Below are 21,550 nucleotides of genomic sequence, written 5' to 3' on the forward strand. Positions count from 1 at the left end.
AGGCGATTAAGGGTAAACGGAATGAAAAAAATCAAATTGGAAATTGTAGGGTTGTCATATAGTCAGACGCAATCCGGCGCTTATGCCCTTGTGCTCGGCGAAGTGAACGGAAGACGCCGATTGCCTATCATCATCGGTGGTTCAGAGGCTCAGGCCATTGCCGTCGAAATTGAGAAAATGACACCAACCCGTCCCCTTACTCACGACTTATTCAAATCATTCGCAGTCGCCTTCCAGATCAACATTCAGGAGGTAATTATCTACAACCTTGTAGACGGAATATTTTTCGCGAAATTAATATGCAGTGACGGAAACCAGGTACAGGAGATCGACGCAAGAACATCAGACGCAGTTGCTTTGGCCGTACGCTTTGGCTGTCCGATTCACACATATGAATTTATACTCGCTTCCGCAGGCATAATGATAGAGGGAAATGATTTTGTGTTTCTTGAAAACATCGATGCAGCTGCCGGTGAAGAAAAGCCAGAAGCGACGTCAGGCTATTCCTCTTTTAGCGACGACGAGCTTAAAGAGAAACTACAGCAGGCTTTAGCAGAAGAAGCTTATGAAAAGGCTGTAAAAATTCGCGATGAACTCTCCAAAAGAAAGTCTTCATAAGCCACAAAAAGCAAAACACAATTACAGCAACATATAAATGGAAAGATTCACCGGCATAATTGGTATCGTACTAATTTTCGCCATTGCTTTTTTGATGTCTAACAACCGTAAGGCAATCAACTACCGTCTCGTTTTCTCAGGTTTAGCCATCCAACTCGTTCTAGCCGTATTCATCTTAAAAGTTCCAGCCGGCAAAGCCATATTCGCCTGGCTAGGCGCAGGAGTCACCAAGGTTTTAGACTTTTCTCATGCCGGCGCTAACTTTGTATTCGGTCCTCTGGCCAACAAAGTCGCCCTCAACACCGCTTTCGGCGTCGACACCATCTTCTTTTTCAACATCGTTCCCACCATCATCTTCGTAGCCGTACTGGTTAGCGTAGCCTACTATCTCGGCATCATGCAGCGGATCGTAAAAGTCTTCGCATACGCAGTTTATAAACTTATGGGAGTCTCAGGAGCCGAAGCGCTTTCTAACATTGCAAGTGCATTTGTTGGGCAGGTCGAAGCTCAGATCATGATCAAGCCTTACCTTAAGGGTATGACCATGTCTGAACTGCTGGCCTCTATGACAGGCAGCATGGCTTGTATAGCCGGCGGGGTAATGGCCATATACATTTCGTTTGGCGTTCCCGCTGAGTACCTGCTGGCGGCCAGTATTATGGCAGCACCGGCCGCACTGGTTATTTCAAAAATTGTCTGGCCTGAGACCCAGGTCTCTGAAACTAAGGGCGAAGTATCCCTTGAAGTCCAGAAAACAAGCGCAAACCTGGTAGATTCAATCTCCCATGGAGCAAGCGACGGCTTAAAGGTGGGACTGAACGTTGTGGCTATGCTAATAGGTTTTATTGCCATTATTGCTTTGGTGGATTACGTACTTGGAGGAATTGGCTCCGTGCTTGGAGGATGGGGTCTTTCCCTGGCATTTGTTGGCATAGACATTCACCATTTAAGTCTTAATCAAATTTTAGGTTCCCTGTTTTCCCTGTTTGCATGGGCTATGGGAGTTCCTTTCAAAGACATTCAGGCCGCAGGCTCGCTGATGGGCACCAAGATGGTGATCAACGAATTCGTTGCCTACCTTGACCTGGCTAAAGTTAAAGATACCATTGATCCAAAGACCCTCGTGATCACCAGCTTCGCGCTGTGCGGTTTCGCCAATTTCAGTTCAATAGCCATACAGGTTGGCGGAATTGGTGAGCTGGCTCCGGAAAGAAGATCGGACCTTGCAAAATTAGGCGTAAAGGCCTTGATCTGCGGAACCTTAGCATCTTATCTTTCCGCAACAATAGCAGGAATTCTGATATAAAAGAAGAAAGATTAACCCATAAAAAAAGGTATCCGGAAATTCCGGATACCTTTTTTTATGGGTTAATCTACAGAAACGGCTAATTAACCTCTGTCATTTATGTCAACGTACTGCTTGTCAACTCCGCCAACATATACCTGTCTTGGTCTGCCTATTGGCTCTTTGTTTTCTCTCATCTCTTTCCATTGAGCAATCCATCCTGGTAAACGTCCCAGTGCGAACAGAACCGTAAACATGTCTGTAGGGAAGCCAAGAGCTCTGTAGATAATTCCTGAATAGAAATCGACGTTCGGATATAGCTTCCGCTCAACGAAGTATGGATCATTCAATGCAGCATCTTCCAATTTCTTGGCGATCTCCAGAATTGGATCGTTAATTCCTAATTTATCAAGGATCTTATCACACGCTGATTTGATGATATTTGCTCTCGGATCGAAGTTTTTATAGACACGGTGACCAAATCCCATTAAACGGAAGTTATCATCCTTATCCTTAGCCTTGTTGATCCACTTCTCTGTATCACCCCCATCATTTTTGATGAGTTCAAGCATTTCAATAACAGCCTGATTCGCTCCGCCATGCAACGGACCCCAAAGTGCAGAAATACCTGCAGAAATAGACGCAGGTAAGTTACATCCCGATGAGCCTACGATACGAACGGTTGACGTAGAACAATTTTGCTCATGGTCGGCATGAAGAATCAACAATTTATCCAGCGCATCAACAACAACTGGGTCAATCTCAACTTCTTCTGTAACCTGACCGAAAGTCATATTCATAAAATTCGCCACATAGCTCAAGCTGTGTTTTGGATAGATGAAAGGCTCACCCAATGACCCTTTATAGATCCAGGAAACGATTGTTGGCATTTTAGCAAAAAGCTTGATAATGCTCAAATTGATATCTTCAGCAGATGGATTAGCGTTAAGACTTTCAGGGGAGAATGCGGATAAAGAGCTTACAAGGGAACACAATTGCCCCATCGGATGTGCCTTTGGAGGAAATCCATCATAAAATTTCTTCATATCCTCATGCAAAAGCATGTGCTTGCTGATTTGATGCTTGAAATTATCGATCTCCGCGTGAGTAGGTAAATTCCCGTAAATCAATAGGTATGCAACTTCAATGAAACTGGATTTTTCTGCAAGATCTTCGATCTTGTATCCACGGTACTTGAGTATTCCATGTTCACCATCTAAATAAGTGATAGCACTTTTAGTACTTCCCGTGTTTTTAAACCCACTATCTAACGTGATGTAACCGGTTTGATCTCTAAGCTTTGAAATATCTATGGCATTCTCATTCTCTGTACCGCTGGTAACTGGTAACTCGTACGTTTTATCTCCTAGGTTTAAAATAGCTTTTTCTGACATATATTTGGATGTTGCAACGCAAAATTAATTAAATATGTAAATCCTGAAAGTTAATTATGGAATAGCATTGTAATTTTTTTGTAAGCTCAAATAATGAATTTACGCTTTTAAATCACATCACACTCAAATTTCAACCACAATATACCATTTATGTGTATATTTATGTAATCATTTCAAACCTTTTCACATTCCAAGCGTAGAACGTGTACATTTATGCGAAAGGTTGATACACTCATTCTATGAAAAAAGAGATACTGATAGTTGATGACGAAGTAAGCATATTGAAACTTCTCAATTTTGTACTTTCAAAAGACTATAACCTCGTCATCAAGAATAGCGGTGTTGAAGCGATTAGCTGGTTGGAAGAAGGTAATGACCCCGCTCTGATCATATCAGACCTGCATATGCCCTATTTTGACGGTTCTTCTTTCATTCATAATCTTAAGGTAAGTGGCTATTACAGGGATATTCCCGTAATTCTATTATCGGGGAATGACGACCTGACCAGCGTAGCCAATAACATGACCCGGAAGGCGGAAGCCTACATACACAAGCCTTTCAATCCGGAGGCCCTTAAAGCTGAGATCACTAAGCTGCTCTCCCAATCTCATCAACACTCAAAATAGACGCTAAGATGTTACTCGAATCAACCTTAAGCACTTTTAACCGTTCAGGCGTCAATGCACGTATCGTTTATGCAGGAAGTGAACTAAAGGATTACCTGTTGAAAGATCTTAACTCCGCCTATGAGGTCCATCACACAGAACTGTCCATTCATAATATCGAGACTTTTCTCAATGACCAGTCTTTACTTACCCTACCCGATATCCTGTTGATTGAAGCTGACTTTAAAGGAGAGTGGATTCAGATAGTATCGAATATAAAGAAGAATCCCCTTCTTGGTGGGATGATCATCGTCGTGCTATCTGCCTTCGTCAATAAACAGTGGAAGAAGAAAGCGATCTCCCTCAAAGTACATGATTTCTACAATTATCCCTTCCCTACTGAGGATCTTTGCGAACGATTATCTTTCCTGGTAAAGTTTAAATTAATTAAACCGACGCTTACCGAGTTATCGGGGAAGGTAGACGTTCGGTATAGGCTCCCTGCATACAAACGAACGTTTGATATCATTGCCTCCGGTCTTGCACTTGTTGTATTATCCCCTCTTTTTCTCATTGTGGGTGCGTGCATAGCACTAGAGTCGAAAGGACCAGTAATTTACAAGAGCAAAAGGGTGGGTACGGGTTATAAGGTATTCGACTTTTATAAATTCAGATCAATGCGGATGAATGCCGATAAAGAAATCGGACTCCTCTCCTCCCTCAATCAGTACACTGATGCGGAGAAGGGAAAATCGGCCTTTATCAAAATCAAAGGTGATCCAAGAATCACGAGAATTGGCAAATTCATCCGGATGACCAGTATCGATGAACTTCCTCAGTTATTAAACGTTTTAATGGGAGATATGTCTATGGTCGGTAACCGCCCGCTTCCTTTATATGAGGCCGAAATGCTTACTTCCAACGAATGGACAACAAGATTTCTCGGGCCTGCCGGCTTAACCGGATTATGGCAGATCAGCCGGCGAGGGAAAGAAGATATGTCTGAAAGGGAACGTAAAAAGCTTGATAATTTTTACGCTTCCAACTACTCATTCTGGCTTGACCTTAAGATACTAATGAAAACATTCCCCGCACTGTTGCAAAAGGAAAAGGTTTAGTACTTTTCCTTTTGTTATAATTCTTCGCAGTTCAGCTGACTGAGGTTCACTCCCTGCAAAATAACATCAAACTCCGTTCTGCGGTTCAGCTGCTGATCGGCCTCCGAGCAGATTACGCCGTCGTAACAACGATTCAACAGTCGTGTTTTGCCATAATACTCCACCTTGATCCTACTACCGTTAATGCCTCTGGCTACCAGGTAATTTTTAGCGGCATTCCCTCTTCTGAGCGAAAGGTTGCGGTTGTAATCTTCAGAAGCGCGACTATCGCAATGACTTGAAGTGATCACGCTCATTTCCGGATGTCGTCTCATCAGCGAAGCCAGATGGTCAAGAGCCCGCCTTGCGTCGGGACGAATCTCGTCACGGTCCAGATCGTAAAAAATATTCTCAACCGCGAAAACGCGTTTCAAAGAATCACAGTTAGAAATTACATACTGTTGCAGACTCTCAGTTTTGAATAACTGCATATCTGTTCTAACAACCGAATCTCTATCAATGCCGATAGAAGTTTTGAAAACAAGCTGACTAACATAACCTAATTTCTGCGCCGTAATTTCGTAATCAGTTTCCTTTCTCATATCTAGCCTGAACTCCCCTCTGCCGTTAGTCATAACCGTATCCACACAGTCAAGGGTCCTCAGTAATATCCTACTGCCACCCAATGGGATGCGGGTTCGCCCGTCGGTTACCTGACCCGCAAAAATCACTCGATACGAAGCCTGCTCGAATTTATATATATCATCATTCCCTGCACGGTTCGATGAAAAAAAGCCACTTTTCCCGTCTTCCGCTCTTATGAAACCAAAATCATCTCTCGACGAATTAATAGGTGCGCCCAGATTAACAGGCGCGCGCGCAGCTCGCATATTAGTAAGCGGCACCTCAAATACATCGAGACCTCCCAGGCCCGGATGTCCTGTTGACGAAAAAAACAAAGAACCGTCGGCTGACAAGGACGGAAACTGCTCATTACCCTCGGTGTTGATCTGTTTCCCCATATTGATCGGGCGAGTCCATTGTACTCCTGACCTCACCGAATAATAAAGATCAGTCCCCCCAAAGCCGCCCGGCATATCCGAAGCGAAAACCAGAATATTACCGTCGGCCGTCAATGCCGGATGTCCCACAGAGTATTCATCATTGTTATAAGGAAACTCAGATATAACCGAAAGGCTGTTACCTGTAGCGAGATACAACTTCAACTTATTCACACCGCGCTCACTAACACCTGACTTACCTTTGAAATAATTGTTACGGGTAAAAATAATCGAGCCGTCTGGAAAAGCTGCTGCCGGCCCTTCATGATATTTGGAATTTACGTTACCGTGAAGCAATTGAACGCCCCTATTTAAAATCTGGCCCAGACCGCTTGAATCACCCGTGACCGAGGGATCATATTGACCCAGCGTCTTGGTATCATTTGCTGTAGGAGCCGTGTCATCATCATTAGACCTGGCAATTGAATTTCGACCACGAATCGCCGACCCGATGGGGTGATCATTTGCGTTCTTGATATCCCCAAGCTTCCGGATATAATACAAACTTGTAAAAGGAGTCCTATCCCAGGGAAAGACACGCTTGACCGGACGATCAGTCATCCGGTTACTCGCGAACAGTAACCCGCCTTTATAAAAAGCCGGAGAATACTCAGAAGCCGAAGTATTTAAATCGGTCAATGATACTTTCCAAAAGCTGGCGTCTTTCGAGAACGCACCCGGATTTGCTCGCGAGAACGCCGACGCCCGACGGTCGGAAGGCATCATCCTCATATAGGTCCTGTACCAGCTTTCCGACTTCTCATACTGCTGGTCCACAGCCAGTGCTTCCGCATAGTAAAGTGCCCATTCTGCTTTTAAAGGTTGATGCTTGCTCAACTTCTCATACCAATGCAAAGCCTGATCGTATTTTTTAGTTTGGCGGTAGCTATAAGCGAGCATTTCAACAGCTGCGATGTCTCCCGAGTCAGCTGCCAGGACCTTGTTAAGGTGCGAAATCGCATCAATATATTTATACGACAGGAAGGCAGACTCCCCCGCCTTAAATGCTTTAGAGCGGGAAGGTGACTGAGCATATACGTCAGCTCCGAAGCACACGAATATCAGGCAGCAGATAAATGACGATTTTTGTAAAAAGTATTTCATAAACTTAGAAGTATCTCGGCGATAAAATTTTACCACTCTCGAATCCAAACTCGTAACGAAGCATAATCTCATGACTTCCCGAGTTAAAGTTGCGTAAAGGTGTAACACTGTAATCGTAGCTATATCCTATGCGGATCTGTGGAGTAGCCTGAATTTCAAGAATTCCCGCCACATCAGCACTGGTACGATACTGTGCTCCCACGGCTATAACATCGTTGACCCACAACATCGCGTTAATATCTGCCTCTACCGGCGCCCCTTTGACACCCTTAACGAGAACAGAAGGTTTTAGCTTGAACGTCTCGTCCAGCGCAAATACATATCCCGTCGCGAAGAACAAATGAAGATTCTTAAAACTTCCACCTGTAGAATCACTAGGCGCCTCGTACTCTGTGATTCTTGTGTTCAAAAGATCCTGGGCCGACAAACCGATGTAAAACTTGTCTGAATTGTAATAAACCCCGGTTCCGAAGTTAAACAGCATCTTATTCACATTTTCAGAAAATGCCGGGTCATAGGCACCACCATTTCCTAAATCAACACCCGTATAATCTGCCCGGTACTGCACAGCGCTTCCCTGCACGCCAAAGGCCAATGAACCCTTGTCCATTCTGATCCGGTAGGCGTAACTCAACACCGCCCCTGTAGTTTTTGAGATACCGAGCTGGTCATTGATCAGTTGAAGACCCAGACCTACCCGCTTGTTCCGGAAAGGCGCGTCAATTGTCAGTGTTGTAGTCTTTGGCGCTCCATCCATTCCCGACCATTGGTTCCGGTGCAGTGCCGTTGCTGACACTACATTTCGACTGCCCGCATAAGCCGGGTTAATAGCCATAGTATTGAACATGTATTGTGAGTACATCGGATTCTGCTGCGCATTAACGCCAGAGGCGCTGACCAGCAAGAGCATGACTGCTATAACCTTTATTTCGAATTTCATTATCTGTTGATTGTGATATAGCCCGACATTTTATCCTTACCGTCCAATATAATTACGTAGTAATAAGTACCCACCGGGACGTCGTCCCCAATATGAATTCCCTCAGTACACCTTCCGTTCCAGTCATTCTGATAGTCTGCAGCCCTGTAAATCCTGTTCCCCCAACGATTATAAATCTCAAGATGGATTTTACGGCCCAGACTGTTCTGAATGATCAGAACATCATTAATCCCATCGTTATTAGGAGAAAACCCACCTGGAATAAACAGGTTCTGCCTTACCAGGGATACCGGAGTAGGATCTGCCGGACTTGGATCTCCTGAGATCCTGGAGTCAGGAGCCAACCCATTCGTTGACTGGTCGGTTACCAGGGCCCCGTTCCGAACAGAAATACCACTGACAAGAGCAGTATTCAGATAAGTGGCGCTTTCAGCATCCGCATATATGACCAGGTCAAGGTAGACCGCCTCCTTGTACTCCGCCCTTATCGAACTGGCCGGAAGCAACAGTCCAACGTCAGATGTTCCATTATAAGCCGGATTTACGAGTAATTCGCCGGTGGCAGACAGTCCGCTTACTGTAAATCTGGAGTTCGGAAATGCAGCAACCAGGTCGTCGGTTAAATTCAACTGATCGATCCTGGCATTACCAAAATTCACAATTGTAAATGTGAACCTCAAATTATAGCTGCCATCCAGATTCTTAACAATGGAGCTGAGGGCCTTAGCCAGTCCAATTTTTACTGGCGGGTTTACAATTACAGTCACCACCCCAGGCGTCGATTGGTTGCCATCTCCGTCAGTTATAACATATTCAAAATCGTCAGGACCGGAATAACCGGGATTAGGTACGTAAATAACCTGACCAGTCACCGGATCGATAGTGATTGTGCCGTTAGCCGGCGGCCTGGTAATTACAATCGATCCACCCTCAGGAACCGGAACATTGATGACGATCCGCTCGTCGACGGTTCCGTCAACATTGATATCGGGCGCATCAAATAGCAAAGAATTGACAGTGACTACCACATCGTCGAAGGTTACACAACCACCTGTGGATGTTATCGTCCATCGAAATATATAAGTCCCGGCAACCAGATTATTAACAACCACACTTGGCGAAGAAGATCCTGTAATTCCAGCCGCTGTCGGTCCGGTCAATTGAGTCCATAAACCAGTACCAGGCCCTGGCGAATTTCCCCGTAGGTTGTAACTGCGGGGTTGAGCTCCAACGTTAATAGTTGTATCTCTTCCTGCATCGGCCTGAACAGGAGCTGGAGTGATCGTAAACCGGATGGAGGCTGAAGCCGACTGTGCTCCATAGGTGTCTCTTACCGTATAAGTAGTTGAAGATGTCCCGGTGAAGCCGGCTATTGGCGTAAATGAAACTACCCCTCCAGTGTTAACGGCAAAAGTACCCTCTCCGGGGATAGTAAAGGAAGACTGAATACCCGGCTGCGCCGGATTAAGATCAACGGATCCTCTATTGATTGCTCCTCCAAAGTTATTTGAACGGTCATTTTGGGTGACGTTGATAAAAATGGATTGACCAACGCAGCCAGTGATTTCGTCATCCGCAGCCGTCGGTGGAGCCAGCTCGGCTGAATTAATCACATCAATCTCAACGTTACGAATTTCATGAAAATTGGTTTTATCACCCGTGGACGAAGCTATACCGTAGCTAAGATTAGCGGGAGCAATATCGGGATAATAATATTTGTCAATTACCGTGGTAGAAATCGGAGATGGTCCTCCACGCGTAATTCTAACGGTGATATTGTATCCTCCACGCGGATCAGGAACCAACTCCATATACACTCTCCTATAGCCCGGAGATGCAGGATCCGAGAATCTGGCAGAGCCTCCTTGTGTTAATGGAAAACCCAGATCCTGAGTTCTTACCGACGTTAAAAATCGGTAATTATCCGGTACTAACGCAGCTCCGTCTCCCTTACCGCGTAAGGTTACTGATCCAGCCCTGATACCTGAAATGCCACCTTGTCTACCCTCTGTCGGATTAGAAAAGTTCCCGAATTCATCCAAGCCTATGGCGAGGTATCCTTTGGACACGCCAGGCGAGACTGGAGTGGTTGTAGTGATTTGAGCATAACCCAAAGAACCGCCAAACCCTCCGATAACAAAGGGGTTCGCTGTAGCGTCAAACAAAAACAAGCTGATTCCGTCCGCACCAGTTCCGCCGTAAATGTAGTATTCGAAGTCAACAGAAAGCCCCTGCGAAGAAGGAAAACTACTGGTACTATAAACAAATCCTTTTTGGTTCCTCGTGTTATTGGTTAAACGAAGATAACCGCTTCCGACCGGATCTATGCTCGTTCCATTCACACCAGTTCCGGGCGCTGCGGTCAGGAAAGCTGAGGGAGCTCCCCCAAAAACTACTCCTTCTGCAGTTGCGTTTCTAAAACTTTCATTATAGGGAAATTGCGCCTGGGAAATATTCGGAAACAGCATAACCAACAAAAGAAATGTGGTTAAGTGTAAAGATTTGATCATACTTAATTGAATAGATGCGTGATAAATGTAGCTACAAACATAATATAACAGTTATACTTCTAGATAATCAGGCAGATATTTACAATAAACAAAAACAAAGCCACGAACAACTATACTGCAATTCTAGCAATTTTCGAGTGCAATAAACTGATAATGAATGGATTTTTATTAAAATGGCATCTTTTTATTTGAGCTAATTTCTTTCGTAGCCGATCCATAGTGAGCCGATGTACACCAGATGTGAAGTTTTTTCCCCAGCTGTGAAATTCTTGATCAATATTAAAAAAACATCCTTAATTTTATTAACTCGTGCAAAACCACATTTATGGTGGAAGTTGTTTAATTTTAGCCCCTTTACAGCTGTCAATGTTTACAAAAAAATCGTGTATCCTGTTTCTGTTCCAGCTTGTACTGATCTTTCAGCATGCGAGCGCACAGGAATCAATCTTGTCTGAATACTCCCCACTATATGTTCAAAAGCTGATTGCAGTTGCCAAAGAGAACTATCCAAAATCTAAAGCATACGAACACCAGGTAAAAATCGCCAAGTACAATTTGTCCGGTGAAAAAACATCCTGGTTAGACCCTTTTTCATTTTCCTACCTGTTGAGATCTAACAATAATACGGTAGACATTGTAAACCCGCAGTTGCTTACCGGTTATCAGTTTGGTGTATCAGTCAACCCCGGCTCGCTTCTAAAGAAACCTTTCAATATTAAGGCGGCGAAGGAGGAAGTGAAGATAGCGCAGCTGGAACAAAACGAATATGCCCTTCAGCTGGAAAGCGAGGTCACAAGGAGATATATGTTTTACTTACAGAGTCTGAACCTGTTAAAGTTGCAAAACAAGATCACGGTTGATGCAGAAAGTTCCTTTGCAGACCTTAAACTCAAATATCAACGAAGCGAGATCACGTTTCAGGAATACAATTCGGCATCAACTAACCTTTCTAATGCTCAGATGGCTCGTGTGCAGGCCGAAGCAAACATGATTACGGCCAAAGCCTCAATTGAGGAACTGCTGGTTAGAAAACTGGAAGAAATCAAATAAATGGAAGACGTCTACAAGTTTCTTAGGCTATTAAAAAAGCACCGCCTCACACTGATCATCATACCGGCTCTAACGGTAATAATCACTTTCTTTTTAGTCAGGAATTTACCGGATTCTTATGTTTCCCAATCGCAGATAGCAACGGGGATTGTCGACAATACTCAGCAAGCAGTTTTAACCGGAGGTAATTCATCAAAGGGCTGGGCCGAGGTAAATCAGGAGTTCAGTAACCTGATTGAGATGATGAAGCTTAAAAAGATCCTAGATCAGGTGTCTTACAAACTAATCATCCACGATCTCAGTTCCGAAAATCCTTTTCGGGACACGCAATCTGTTCGAAAAGAATCCAGTCAGGCTGAGATTAAGCAAATGCTGACTATCTTTCAACAAAAATACGACAGATCAGAGGGCCTAAATCTTTGGGATAAACAGCAAAGTAAACTGCATAGTGTACTGCAGTCTTTCGACTACGACAGCGAAGCCCTCAAAGGGAAATTACGTATCGGAAGAGCAGGCGATAGCGACTTCATTAACGCCGAATTTGACTCTGAAAATCCTCAGCTTTCAGCATTTGTGATCAATACACTGATCGAAGAGTTTATCAAGCACTATACCTTTGTCGTTAAAACAAATCAAAGACGAGCAAACGTATTTCTAGATAGTCTCCTTTCCGAAAAAAGAGTTGAGATGAATTCCCGGATCGCCGCTTTAAGAAACTATAAGATTCAAAACCGCGTGCTGAACCTGGAAGAACAATCAAGCCAGCTCTACGCGCAAATACTGGAATACAATAATAAGAAACAGGCGATCCTAAAGGACGTTTCTGCGAATGCAGGTGCTGTAAGCGAAATAGAAGCAAAGTTTGGACCCGGAGAACGCGGCTATCTGGAGTCAACGCTTACCAAGATAAATCAGAACCTCGTTTCCACTAAAGAAGAGCTAAAATCACTGTACGACCTGTATATACAAAACGAATTTGATCCAGCATATAAGGCCTCTATCGACTCTCTTCAACGCATCCTTAATTACCAGATTAATATCTCCTCAGACCAGTATGTGAACAGTCCGCTGGCCACCAAACAAGCCCTTATACAACAGAAGATATTGCTTGAGGTACAACTTGATCTCTCCAGGTATAGCATGAACACTATTGATAGGGAAGTCAGGAACCTGAACAGCCAATTCGATCAGATGGTACCTCATGAAGCTGAAGTTCAATCCCTTGAACGGGAAGTCGAGATCTCCAGCACCGAATATCTAGATGCCTTGAATAAATTCAACCAAAGTAATATGGAATCTGGGTTTTCCATAAAACTCAATCAGGTACAAAAGGCAATGCCAGGACTCCCCCAGCCGTCAAAAAAAATGCTGCTCGTCATACTGAGTGGGATCATCACATTCGTGTTTTGCCTGGTAGTCTTGTTTATCCTATTCTTCATCGATCATTCCATTACGACAGCAAAGGGACTGGCAAACAAAACGAACGCACCTGTTTTGGGAAACCTCAATAAAATCCGTGGATCAATGGTTGACCTGAGTGCAATATGGTCAGGTTCGGCTTCCCCAAGCCTGGATGCCTTCAAAGACCAGTTACGTTCCATCCGATTTGAAATTGACCGCGAGCTTAACTCGGGGATCATTGCAATAACCAGTATGAATCAGTCAGAAGGCAAGACCCTTCTTGCGCTCAGCCTCGCTCATGCCTGGAAGATGACTGATAAAAAAGTATTGCTGATTGACGGAAACTTTGACAATGCAGACATCAGCAAGTCTCTAGACAGCAACCTTTATATTGAAGACTACCTCACAGGCACTCTAGATATCAACCTTTCATATCCCCCTTCCGCGGTCACCATTCTTGCCAATAAAGGCCAGGATAAGTCTCCTCTGGAAATTGCAGATGTAGAGACGATCAAAAAAAAGCTAAACGCGCTATTAGAACAATTTGATGTCATCATCATCGAAACACCTCCTCTTTCCAGGATGAATCAAAGTAAAGAATGGATTCTTTTTGCAGGGAATGTCATAGCCGTTTTCGAAGCAGGACAGACAATAACCGACGAAAAAAAGAACTATATACAGTATCTTAAATCGCTCGAAAGCGAATTCAGCGGTTGGGTGTTGAATAAGTATGAACCGCTACATGTCGACGGCAAAGCGAAGAAAAACAATGTATGATTCTAGTAGAGATTATTTGGACGATCTTTCAGATTCTGATAGGATTTTATCTGGTGTGGCCCCTCATCCTGTATCTTATTTGGAAAGGAAGGCGAAAAACCAACCCTAAGTTGCTGGGAGATCAACTTAAAGAGCCGGATTATGCTGTTATCGTCACCGCCTATGAACAAACGCATACCCTGCCTGCTGTAATCGCCTCCATCCAGAAACTCAACTACAGCAATTACCATATTTATGTGGTGGCCGACAAATGTGATATTTCAGACCTTGGCTTCGATAGCTCAAAAGTTTGCCTGCTTAAGCCCGAAGTTACGCTCGCTAGTAACACGAAGTCGCATTTCTATGCTATTCACCGCTTTATAAGACCCCATACCTATCTGACCATTATTGATAGCGACAACCTGGTTCATCCCGAATTTTTAAACGAGTTAGACAAAGAATTCAATCGGGGATTTTCTGCCGTGCAAGGACTTCGTGAAGCAAAGAATCTGGACACTACTTACGCATGCCTTGACGCTGCACGGGATATCTATTACCACCATTACGATGGCAAGCTCCTTTTTGAAGCAGGATCTTCGGCAACATTATCTGGCTCAGGAATGGCTTTCTCGGTCGAATTGTATAGAGACTGCCTGGAATACAGGAACGTCGAAGGAGCAGGATTTGACAAAGTACTCCAATCCGCTATTGTTTCCAAGAACCATAGAATCGCTTTTACCGGCAGCGCTATTGTTTACGACGAAAAAACTTCAAGATCCGAGCAGCTCGTTCAGCAAAGATCCCGCTGGATTAACACTTGGTTCAAATATTTTACGCTGGGCTTTTCTCTCATCCGTGAAAGCATAAAGAACTCAAGTTTGAACCAGCTGTTATTCGGAATAACCCTGCTAAGACCTCCCCTATTCATCTTCATCCTTTTGTCGGGCGCGTGTCTTTTAGTCAACCTTTGGATCAGCCCCCAAGCCAGCCTGTTATGGTTAACGGCGTTCGCGCTTTTTGTCTGGAGCTTTTATCTCGCTCTTTCCCGATCGGCGACGGATCCGCGTATTTACAAATCGCTGAAAAACATTCCATTTTTCATGTTTTATCAGATACAATCGCTGTTGAAGAGCAGAAAAGCCAATCAGCACTCTGTAGCTACAAAACATTATCATGCAGAATCCATTGATAAGTTAGACAAAAAATGAGGGTAGATCCGATAAAGAGAGACGAACAAAAGCTCCGCAAGCTCGAATCAAAGATGCAGGAGTACAAGCGTAAGGCTGCAATTGCCCTCGTCTGCCTGGTGGTTTATTTCTTCTTTGTTAAGCTGTTATTTTTATAATGAAGGATATTATACTCACCTTGAATAAAAAAACGGCGCTCAGCGATCAAAGTTGGACGTCGTACTTCAGGCGGATATTTCTCGTTGAAAAACTGAGAAACACCGAAGGGCTGATCTTTTTATCGCTTTTCGCTATTTTGTCTTCCTTTCTAGTTTACAGCAAAGGATTTACGGGTGGTATATTAATGCTGGTAGCGATGCTGGGGTTGCCTGCAGTTTTCGCTATTGTGCGGTTTCCCAAATTCGGGATACTTATCACACTGATAGGCGCTTACTTACTCATGTGGATTTATGGAATGGTCGCTTCTTTCCCTCTGGGTACCGTGATGGATGGTATACAAGCCCTTCTTATCCTCGGCTTTTTCATAAGTCAGAAGCAGAAGCCCGACTGGAGCCTCTTCAAGCAACCTATCGGCATTATCATCCTTATCTGGGTAGGATACAACGTATTACAATTTGGGAACCCCATCGCAGAGTCACGCATGGCTTGGTTATATACAATAAGGGCAGTCGCTATAGTTACCTTAATGTACTTCATCTTCAGTTATAATATCAGGACGGTCAGCTTCATGAAAACAATTTTGAAGATTTGGCTGGTGCTCGCTTTCTTCGGCGCCCTTTACGCATTTAAACAAGAATACATTGGTTTTTCCGCAAATGAATTGAGATCACTTGAAGATCCCCGGGTTAGAGCGCTCTACTTTATAAATGGTCATTGGCGAAAGTTTTCCATATTTTCTGACCCCGTTGCTTTTTCTTACAATATGGTTGCGGCGGCATTGTTCTGTATCACTATGCTTTTCAGCCACCTCAAAAAATCAAAAAAAGTTATACTGGGAGTCATGGCGGTGGTCTTCTTACAGGCGATGCTATTATCGGGAACAAGAGGCGCATATGTTCTTGTCCCGGCAGGCCTTCTTCTGTTAGTTATTCTCAAGTTAAACAAGAATATGCTGATCTTTAGTTTAGCCGCGGGAGTATTCATGGCCTTACTAATCTTCACGCCATCATCCAGCCCCTCAATAAGACGATTTCAGTCTGCTTTTCGTCCTTCAGAAGACGCCTCCTTTAATGTGCGAAAACATAACCAAAAAAGGATTCAACCTTATATACAAACGCATCCATTTGGTGGAGGTTTGGGTGCAACGGGGGTATGGGGAACCAGATTCTCGCCACATTCCTTTCTTGCCAATTTTCCGCCCGACAGCGGCTATGTTCGTGTAGCTGTTGAGACGGGATTCGTTGGTCTTCTTCTAATTTGTACGTTAATGGTGGTGATGCTAATCACAGGCATCAACAGCTTCTTCTCTATCAAAGATCCCGAATTGAGGTCTTATTGCTTGGCTATGTCTGTAATTATTTTCGCATATGCTATTGGAAACTATCCTCAGGAAGCGATAGTCCAGTTCCCCTCAAACATATATTTCTATCTTTTCGCAGCACTGATCACTGTTACAAAGCGATTAGATTTAGAGAAACAAAGTCAACCGAAACTTCAGCATTCATAATTACATCTATGAAAATACCACAATGGATAAACGACGTCAACTTACCCTATAAGACTTACGACGAAATCCCGCAAAACATCGTTGATGAGATCAATACCAATCTGGACAAGGTGACTAGCAGCCATCCCATAATCACGATCCTCATTGCCGCTTATAACGAAGAAGTGAATATACTTCGCTGTATTTACTCCCTTTCTAAAATGAAGACGGATATCCCCTTTGAGATTCTCGTGGTAAATAATAATTCTACAGACAATACACAGAATACGCTGGATCGTCTACATATCAGGAAAGTTTTCCAGCCCATTCAAGGTTGTGGTCCCGCAAGGCAATTAGGCCAGGAAAATGCCCGGGGGAAATACGTACTTCTTGCCGACGCTGATTGTTTGTATCCGCAGGTCTGGGTTGAAGAAATGATGAAGGTCTTACAACAGCCAGGTGTTGTCTGTGTTTATGGCAGATACTCTTTTCTTCCAGAAAAGGGATACCCCCGATGGCAGCTCTTTATGCTGGAAAAGATGAAGGACGTTATCGCTTCCTACAGGCAAATTAAGCGTCCCTATCTGAATACCTATGGAATCAGCATGGGATATGTAAAAGAATTTGGTTTAAAAGCAGGATACGTGATGGCTAACATCAGAGGAGAAGACGGCAGGCTCGCATTCGATATGATGAAGTTTGGGAAGATTATGCCGGTAAAGGCAAACTCCGCAAGGCCATGGACCGGCCTACGAACATTAGATAGAGACGGAAGCTTTGCGAAGGCGCTTAGCAATAGGATTATCCGGGAGATCAAGAGATCGGTCAAAATGCTGCGATCGGAGAAAACTCACGACACGAAGACTTCGACCAATGATGACTAAAGAACTACTATTCTATCATCTGCGACCTTCTTAATATTCGCCAAAAGGATTTCCGAAACAGATTTCCAACTATATCGCTTCGCAAAAATGATCCTCGAAGCCCGTTTTTCTTCATCGTCCTCAGCAAGTGCGCTTTCAATCGCAGCGATGTAACCTTCAGCATCGACCGCCAGATAAGTAACTTCGCTGAATACTTCCTTCATCGTGTTTGTTTCTGTCGCCACGACCGGCTTGCCCATTGCTAAATACTCAATTATTTTGAGAGGAAAGTTGCCAATCGTAATTTCATTGATCAACTGTGGATTGATGCATACATCGAAGTGCTTCACGTAAGCAGGAACCTCATTCGTATGCTTCTTCTCTATAAACGAAACATTTGCTATCTCATGCAGTACACTGCTCCTGAACGTGTCGTCCTCGCCCCCTATAAATACAAAATCCCAGTCGCCCCTCTTTACTGCCATAGCTGCAATAAGCTCAATATCGATACGCATGGAGTTGAGTGCGCCCACGTAGCCTATCAAAGGACGTTTATATGCGTTTAATTCCTGAGGCTTTTCCCAGACTTTAGAATCATCAAAAACCTCCAGATCAGCACCGTTACCGATGTAAAAACTGTTTTTATTGTATTTTAACGCCCGCCTTGTGAAGTCCATTGAATTACAAACGACAAGGTCACTCTTAGTCATAAGTTTGGGCTCAAGACTCGTTCCATGCCTTTTCCAATAATCAAATCCCAAGGTGTAGTCCCTGTCAAGATAGACAGCAAGCGATGGTTTCAACATCTCTTTCAGGTAAAAACTGCGAAACATATCTTTGTCGTTAATCAGCACAAAAGATTCAAATTCGAGTTTATCTATCGCCCTTTGAATACACGACGCAAATTTTCTATTGTTCGATCGATTGAAAAGAGAAAACAATAAAGTTGATGGAATCCAGTTTATTGACTCTATAACCTTATCAGGACTTAAAACAGTCAGGTTCTCTGTTACCTTAACAAGACCATCTTTTCCATCTTTAATATTCTGTATGTGTTGTTGCGTATATCCATCTTTTTCCGAGGAAAGCAATGTACGTCTGTCTATCGGCGGGTTCACATAAAGCACCCGATGCTCCTTAGACAGTTCTTTGGCTAAGCTGGTAGATGTAGACTCTCTGTCGGTGTTGATTCGTTGTAAGCTGACAAAAACGAAGTTCATAGGAGGGCTCTTGAATCGTGCTATTAATACTTGGTAAAGAAGAGATCGTAATTATACCGGATTTGGCGGTAACCGTATCTAACAAGCGATATTATGGGATTCTTGCTGGTCGTCCAGCTTTTTCGCTTCATAGTACTTGGCTCATCCTCCGAATTCTCTTGTGTGAATAAACTCTTGAAATCATTATAAAACAACCCTTTACCCTTATTTTGAATAAACGAAACGCACATACGATATTCCGTTCGGTCACCCTTGATTCCCTCAGCATAACGGCCAAATTTCTCGAGAAAATCACTTCTGCGAAGGTGTGGATGATCACTATAGTAATAGATCTTACCATAGTTGGTGTACCATGGTTTGATTAACATCTCTGAATATCCCTTCGTGTAAGGCTTAAGGTAAGGATACGGCGAGTAGGCATAAAACCGAATGATATCCAGATCTTTGCGATCCTCCATGATCGTTAAGGCATCTTGAAAATGTTCAGGAAACAACGCTGAAGGAACAAAGTCCTCTTGCACATACAAGGTGTAAGGGGTATCCACAGCATCCTGCCCCTTGTTAATATTATTCCCCAAACCTTTGTTTAGGGGAGTAGTAATCAATTTGAAACCGTATCTCTTTTGTAACTCGATCAGGCTGTTCAGTTGATCCGCAGAACTCCCGTCATCTGAAACTACTATACAATCAAAATTACAGTCGAGACGCTCGAAGCTGGTCAACAACCTTTCTAATGAACTGCTTCTGTTATAGTGAGTAACTAATAGTGTTACTCCGGAAAATTCAATGCCCATCCGTTAATGTTTTGGGTTATGGTTAAGCATCGAAGTTAACCTTTTTGCTCTATTTCAATCCGGTATTTTGCATGAAAAAAATGCGAACCAAATGCAAAGAGCAATGGATTACTTTTTAACTGTAAATGATTCGGTTTATTAACGTAAAAATATTATCATTACGCAATATTATATGCCTTATTATGTCAGAACCTAATACTATTATATTGGCGGTCGCCTGCAACAATCACTACGTCATCATGTTGGCTGCTCTCCTCAAATCAATTGAAATAAACCACACATCGGGTGAGTTAATTGAAGTGTGGATCATCGACGACAACATCTCCCGGAGAAACAAGGCGAGACTAGAAGCCTCAGTTGATTGCAAGATGATTAAACTTCTGTGGATAAGAAATAAAGAAGCGATTCCTCATGACATGAAGTTACCATTAGACAGAAATACCTATCCTCTCAATATCTTCATGAGGATCTTCATACCCTATTTTATTCCAGCGAATCGACCGAAAGTATTGTATATGGACGTTGACATGATTGTTACCTTTGACATAAGTAAATTATGGCAGACTGATGTTAGTAATTATGTTTTGGCTGCTGTAACTGACTCATCAGCTGTCTATATCAAAAATAACATAAAGAATTATAAAGAACTAGGCTTGCCCGGCGACTCAAAATACTTTAACTCCGGACTTTTACTTATGAATGTCTCCAGATGGCGAGATGAAGATGTCACAAGAAAAGTTATACATTCCGTAAATGATAACAGAAAGTTTACTGAATTTAGCGATCAATATGGTTTAAACGTAAACCTTGTAGGCAAGTGGCTGGAACTCGATCCCCTCTGGAATTATTATGCGGACGGAACGCACCTGGCTCCGTACAATATACATTTCTTTCATAGAAAGCCTTTTTATAAATCCTACTTTAATAACAAGGCATACCAAGAACTCTTTTATAAATACTTAAATCAAACTGAGTGGAGAAACAGCAAACCGGTCGGAGAGATCAAGCGATATATAATTAAGGCAAGAAATGTTCTGGAAAAATTACCACTCTATCTAAAGCAGCGACCTCCAGCAAGAAAGCTTGCCTTAAAAAGATAGGCCCTTCCATCTCTTAACAATCCTATTATACAACTTCTTCATCAGTCTGAAGTTGTTACTGATCGGTTTAAATCCACTCCAGGGAGTTAAACTGAGATAATGAAAAAATCTGTTCTTAAAACCGCTGTTCAAATCGTAAGATATGTAAATGGGCTTAACACCAATAAAATGAATAACATAAGGGTCAGAATCATCCGATGTAGCGTAGCTGTTCCACCGCCTATCTAGTTCAAGCCATTGATCTGCCAGCACAACATTTAATCCATACTGATCCGGAAATCCGGCATACTGGCTGTTTTCGTTAACGCAACTAAGGATACGATTCGTCAAGTCTTCTTCACGCCACTTAATCGGATCAATCAATAACAGACCACTATTGAAATACTTTGTTTCTGGCCGAAGTCCCAGTTCCTCGTAATTCGTTATTCCGCCCCACTTGCTACTTACCGTCTCCGATCTGTCTACTACACCAGCGATCACCTTGCCCTGCATATCAACCTCCCATAACTTCGCAATATCCGTTTCTACGATCATGTCTACGTCGAGATACAGCACCCGTTCTAATGACTCAGGAACAAAATGCGGAATAAACAAGCGGATATAAACATTTAAAGGAAATGTGGAATTGTCTAAGGGCAATCTCGACTTGTCGGAAATAACATCATCCAGACTAAGCCAGGTTAACTTAAAAACATTTCCGCTAACCGAATCCGAAATTTTCCTCTTGCTATTTGCTTTAAGCCCATCGTCTACGATATAAAGAAAGATTTGCTCCGCACCTACACGGTTTACCTCAATGGATTTCAGCAACGCTGCCAACATAACGGCGTAGTGATTATCACATACCGTAACAATATTTATCGCATTGTTCATATCTTCCATATATTAGCTAACCGAATAAACATCGCCCAAGTTAAGCA

The 21,550-nt window shown here is 43.2% G+C and carries 18 protein-coding genes; 11 read left to right on the forward strand and 7 right to left on the reverse strand.

Translation table 11 applies throughout. The annotated features are described in order from the left end of the window. Nucleotides 1-21: 21 nt before the first annotated feature. Together B0I27_RS11385 and B0I27_RS11390 are read left to right on the forward strand one after the other, a co-directional pair. Nucleotides 22-618, forward strand: coding sequence for a bifunctional nuclease family protein (locus B0I27_RS11385; protein ID WP_106293387.1), 597 nt, complete (start codon nucleotides 22-24; stop codon nucleotides 616-618). Between the two features lie 37 nt (nucleotides 619-655). After that, nucleotides 656-1,924 (forward strand): NupC/NupG family nucleoside CNT transporter, encoded by a 1,269-nt coding sequence (locus B0I27_RS11390; protein WP_106293389.1) that lies wholly within the window; start codon nucleotides 656-658, stop codon nucleotides 1,922-1,924. An 83-nt stretch (nucleotides 1,925-2,007) separates the two neighbouring features. On the opposite strand, the gene B0I27_RS11395 is transcribed toward B0I27_RS11390, so the two are convergent. Beyond that, entirely contained in the window at nucleotides 2,008-3,297 is a 1,290-nt protein-coding gene (locus B0I27_RS11395) for a citrate synthase (RefSeq protein WP_106293391.1), read from the reverse strand. A gap of 239 nt (nucleotides 3,298-3,536) precedes the next feature. Between B0I27_RS11395 and B0I27_RS11400 the strand changes: the two genes are divergently transcribed. Further along, on the forward strand, nucleotides 3,537-3,923 hold the full coding sequence (locus tag B0I27_RS11400; RefSeq protein ID WP_106293393.1) for a response regulator: 387 nt from the start codon (nucleotides 3,537-3,539) through the stop codon (nucleotides 3,921-3,923). 8 nt (nucleotides 3,924-3,931) lie between these two features. Continuing rightward, complete coding sequence (locus B0I27_RS11405; protein WP_106293395.1) at nucleotides 3,932-5,020, forward strand: sugar transferase; 1,089 nt, start codon at nucleotides 3,932-3,934, stop codon at nucleotides 5,018-5,020. A 14-nt stretch (nucleotides 5,021-5,034) separates the two neighbouring features. On the opposite strand, the gene B0I27_RS11410 is transcribed toward B0I27_RS11405, so the two are convergent. From B0I27_RS11410 to B0I27_RS11420, 3 genes are read right to left on the reverse strand one after another with little or no spacing between them, the layout of a single operon-like run. After that, the gene (locus tag B0I27_RS11410; protein WP_106293397.1) at nucleotides 5,035-7,164 is read right to left on the reverse strand and encodes an OmpA family protein; all 2,130 of its coding nucleotides are present in this window, start codon (nucleotides 7,162-7,164) and stop codon (nucleotides 5,035-5,037) included. 4 nt (nucleotides 7,165-7,168) lie between these two features. Next, nucleotides 7,169-8,104 carry a PorP/SprF family type IX secretion system membrane protein gene (locus B0I27_RS11415; RefSeq protein WP_106293399.1) on the reverse strand — a complete coding sequence of 312 codons (936 nt, stop codon included), beginning with the start codon at nucleotides 8,102-8,104 and terminating at the stop codon, nucleotides 7,169-7,171. After that, nucleotides 8,104-10,614: a T9SS type B sorting domain-containing protein gene (locus B0I27_RS11420; RefSeq protein WP_106293401.1), complete on the reverse strand. Its 2,511-nt coding sequence runs from the start codon at nucleotides 10,612-10,614 to the stop codon at nucleotides 8,104-8,106. The genes B0I27_RS11415 and B0I27_RS11420 overlap by 1 nt, the downstream gene beginning before the upstream one ends. Before the next feature lie 366 nt (nucleotides 10,615-10,980). On the opposite strand from B0I27_RS11420, the gene B0I27_RS11425 reads away from it, so the two are divergent. Genes B0I27_RS11425 through B0I27_RS11445 form a run of 6 tightly spaced genes read left to right on the forward strand, consistent with a single transcriptional unit; the run spans nucleotide 10,981 to nucleotide 17,537 of the window. Then, entirely contained in the window at nucleotides 10,981-11,664 is a 684-nt protein-coding gene (locus tag B0I27_RS11425) for a TolC family protein (protein ID WP_106293403.1), read from the forward strand. Continuing rightward, the gene (locus B0I27_RS11430; RefSeq protein ID WP_106293405.1) at nucleotides 11,665-13,842 is read left to right on the forward strand and encodes a GumC family protein; all 2,178 of its coding nucleotides are present in this window, start codon (nucleotides 11,665-11,667) and stop codon (nucleotides 13,840-13,842) included. Continuing rightward, nucleotides 13,839-15,029, forward strand: a complete 1,191-nt coding sequence (locus tag B0I27_RS11435; protein ID WP_106293407.1) for a glycosyltransferase — start codon at nucleotides 13,839-13,841, stop codon at nucleotides 15,027-15,029. Before B0I27_RS11430 ends, B0I27_RS11435 begins: the two co-directional genes overlap by 4 nt. Continuing rightward, nucleotides 15,026-15,166 carry a hypothetical protein gene (locus B0I27_RS17490; protein ID WP_181276757.1) on the forward strand — a complete coding sequence of 47 codons (141 nt, stop codon included), beginning with the start codon at nucleotides 15,026-15,028 and terminating at the stop codon, nucleotides 15,164-15,166. Before B0I27_RS11435 ends, B0I27_RS17490 begins: the two co-directional genes overlap by 4 nt. Next, the gene (locus tag B0I27_RS11440; RefSeq protein ID WP_106293409.1) at nucleotides 15,166-16,674 is read left to right on the forward strand and encodes an O-antigen ligase family protein; all 1,509 of its coding nucleotides are present in this window, start codon (nucleotides 15,166-15,168) and stop codon (nucleotides 16,672-16,674) included. Before B0I27_RS17490 ends, B0I27_RS11440 begins: the two co-directional genes overlap by 1 nt. Before the next feature lie 8 nt (nucleotides 16,675-16,682). After that, on the forward strand, nucleotides 16,683-17,537 hold the full coding sequence (locus tag B0I27_RS11445) for a glycosyltransferase family 2 protein (RefSeq protein WP_106293411.1): 855 nt from the start codon (nucleotides 16,683-16,685) through the stop codon (nucleotides 17,535-17,537). Here B0I27_RS11445 and B0I27_RS11450 read toward each other — a convergent pair. Continuing rightward, a complete protein-coding gene (locus B0I27_RS11450) occupies nucleotides 17,534-18,736 on the reverse strand; it encodes a glycosyltransferase (RefSeq protein WP_106293413.1) in 1,203 nt (400 codons plus the stop codon). The genes B0I27_RS11445 and B0I27_RS11450 overlap by 4 nt on opposite strands. Before the next feature lie 23 nt (nucleotides 18,737-18,759). After that, nucleotides 18,760-19,530, reverse strand: coding sequence for a glycosyltransferase (locus B0I27_RS11455; RefSeq protein ID WP_106293415.1), 771 nt, complete (start codon nucleotides 19,528-19,530; stop codon nucleotides 18,760-18,762). A 182-nt stretch (nucleotides 19,531-19,712) separates the two neighbouring features. Here B0I27_RS11455 and B0I27_RS11460 point away from each other — a divergent pair, with 182 nt between their 5' ends. Further along, a complete protein-coding gene (locus B0I27_RS11460) occupies nucleotides 19,713-20,630 on the forward strand; it encodes a glycosyltransferase family 8 protein (protein WP_106293418.1) in 918 nt (305 codons plus the stop codon). Here B0I27_RS11460 and B0I27_RS11465 read toward each other — a convergent pair. Next, nucleotides 20,619-21,503 (reverse strand): glycosyltransferase family 8 protein, encoded by an 885-nt coding sequence (locus tag B0I27_RS11465; protein WP_245925493.1) that lies wholly within the window; start codon nucleotides 21,501-21,503, stop codon nucleotides 20,619-20,621. The two genes, B0I27_RS11460 and B0I27_RS11465, sit on opposite strands and share 12 nt — an antisense overlap. Nucleotides 21,504-21,550: the final 47 nt, after the last annotated feature.

The sequence above is a fragment of the Arcticibacter pallidicorallinus genome (assembly GCF_003002875.1).
Lineage (GTDB): Bacteria > Bacteroidota > Bacteroidia > Sphingobacteriales > Sphingobacteriaceae > Arcticibacter > Arcticibacter pallidicorallinus.

What these genes read in the sequence shown, in the direction of transcription:
- B0I27_RS11400 (WP_106293393.1), top strand. Translation starts at nt 3,537, where the DNA reads ATGAAAAAAGAGATACTGATAGTTGATGACGAAGTAAGCATATTGAAA.
- B0I27_RS11455 (WP_106293415.1), bottom strand. Translation starts at nt 19,530, where the DNA reads ATGGGCATTGAATTTTCCGGAGTAACACTATTAGTTACTCACTATAAC.
- B0I27_RS11390 (WP_106293389.1), top strand. Translation starts at nt 656, where the DNA reads ATGGAAAGATTCACCGGCATAATTGGTATCGTACTAATTTTCGCCATT.
- B0I27_RS11430 (WP_106293405.1), top strand. Translation starts at nt 11,665, where the DNA reads ATGGAAGACGTCTACAAGTTTCTTAGGCTATTAAAAAAGCACCGCCTC.
- B0I27_RS11415 (WP_106293399.1), bottom strand. Translation starts at nt 8,104, where the DNA reads ATGAAATTCGAAATAAAGGTTATAGCAGTCATGCTCTTGCTGGTCAGC.
- B0I27_RS11405 (WP_106293395.1), top strand. Translation starts at nt 3,932, where the DNA reads ATGTTACTCGAATCAACCTTAAGCACTTTTAACCGTTCAGGCGTCAAT.
- B0I27_RS11425 (WP_106293403.1), top strand. Translation starts at nt 10,981, where the DNA reads ATGTTTACAAAAAAATCGTGTATCCTGTTTCTGTTCCAGCTTGTACTG.
- B0I27_RS11440 (WP_106293409.1), top strand. Translation starts at nt 15,166, where the DNA reads ATGAAGGATATTATACTCACCTTGAATAAAAAAACGGCGCTCAGCGAT.
- B0I27_RS17490 (WP_181276757.1), top strand. Translation starts at nt 15,026, where the DNA reads ATGAGGGTAGATCCGATAAAGAGAGACGAACAAAAGCTCCGCAAGCTC.
- B0I27_RS11435 (WP_106293407.1), top strand. Translation starts at nt 13,839, where the DNA reads ATGATTCTAGTAGAGATTATTTGGACGATCTTTCAGATTCTGATAGGA.
- B0I27_RS11450 (WP_106293413.1), bottom strand. Translation starts at nt 18,736, where the DNA reads ATGAACTTCGTTTTTGTCAGCTTACAACGAATCAACACCGACAGAGAG.
- B0I27_RS11465 (WP_245925493.1), bottom strand. Translation starts at nt 21,503, where the DNA reads ATGAACAATGCGATAAATATTGTTACGGTATGTGATAATCACTACGCC.
- B0I27_RS11395 (WP_106293391.1), bottom strand. Translation starts at nt 3,297, where the DNA reads ATGTCAGAAAAAGCTATTTTAAACCTAGGAGATAAAACGTACGAGTTA.
- B0I27_RS11410 (WP_106293397.1), bottom strand. Translation starts at nt 7,164, where the DNA reads ATGAAATACTTTTTACAAAAATCGTCATTTATCTGCTGCCTGATATTC.
- B0I27_RS11420 (WP_106293401.1), bottom strand. Translation starts at nt 10,614, where the DNA reads ATGATCAAATCTTTACACTTAACCACATTTCTTTTGTTGGTTATGCTG.
- B0I27_RS11385 (WP_106293387.1), top strand. Translation starts at nt 22, where the DNA reads ATGAAAAAAATCAAATTGGAAATTGTAGGGTTGTCATATAGTCAGACG.
- B0I27_RS11445 (WP_106293411.1), top strand. Translation starts at nt 16,683, where the DNA reads ATGAAAATACCACAATGGATAAACGACGTCAACTTACCCTATAAGACT.
- B0I27_RS11460 (WP_106293418.1), top strand. Translation starts at nt 19,713, where the DNA reads ATGTCAGAACCTAATACTATTATATTGGCGGTCGCCTGCAACAATCAC.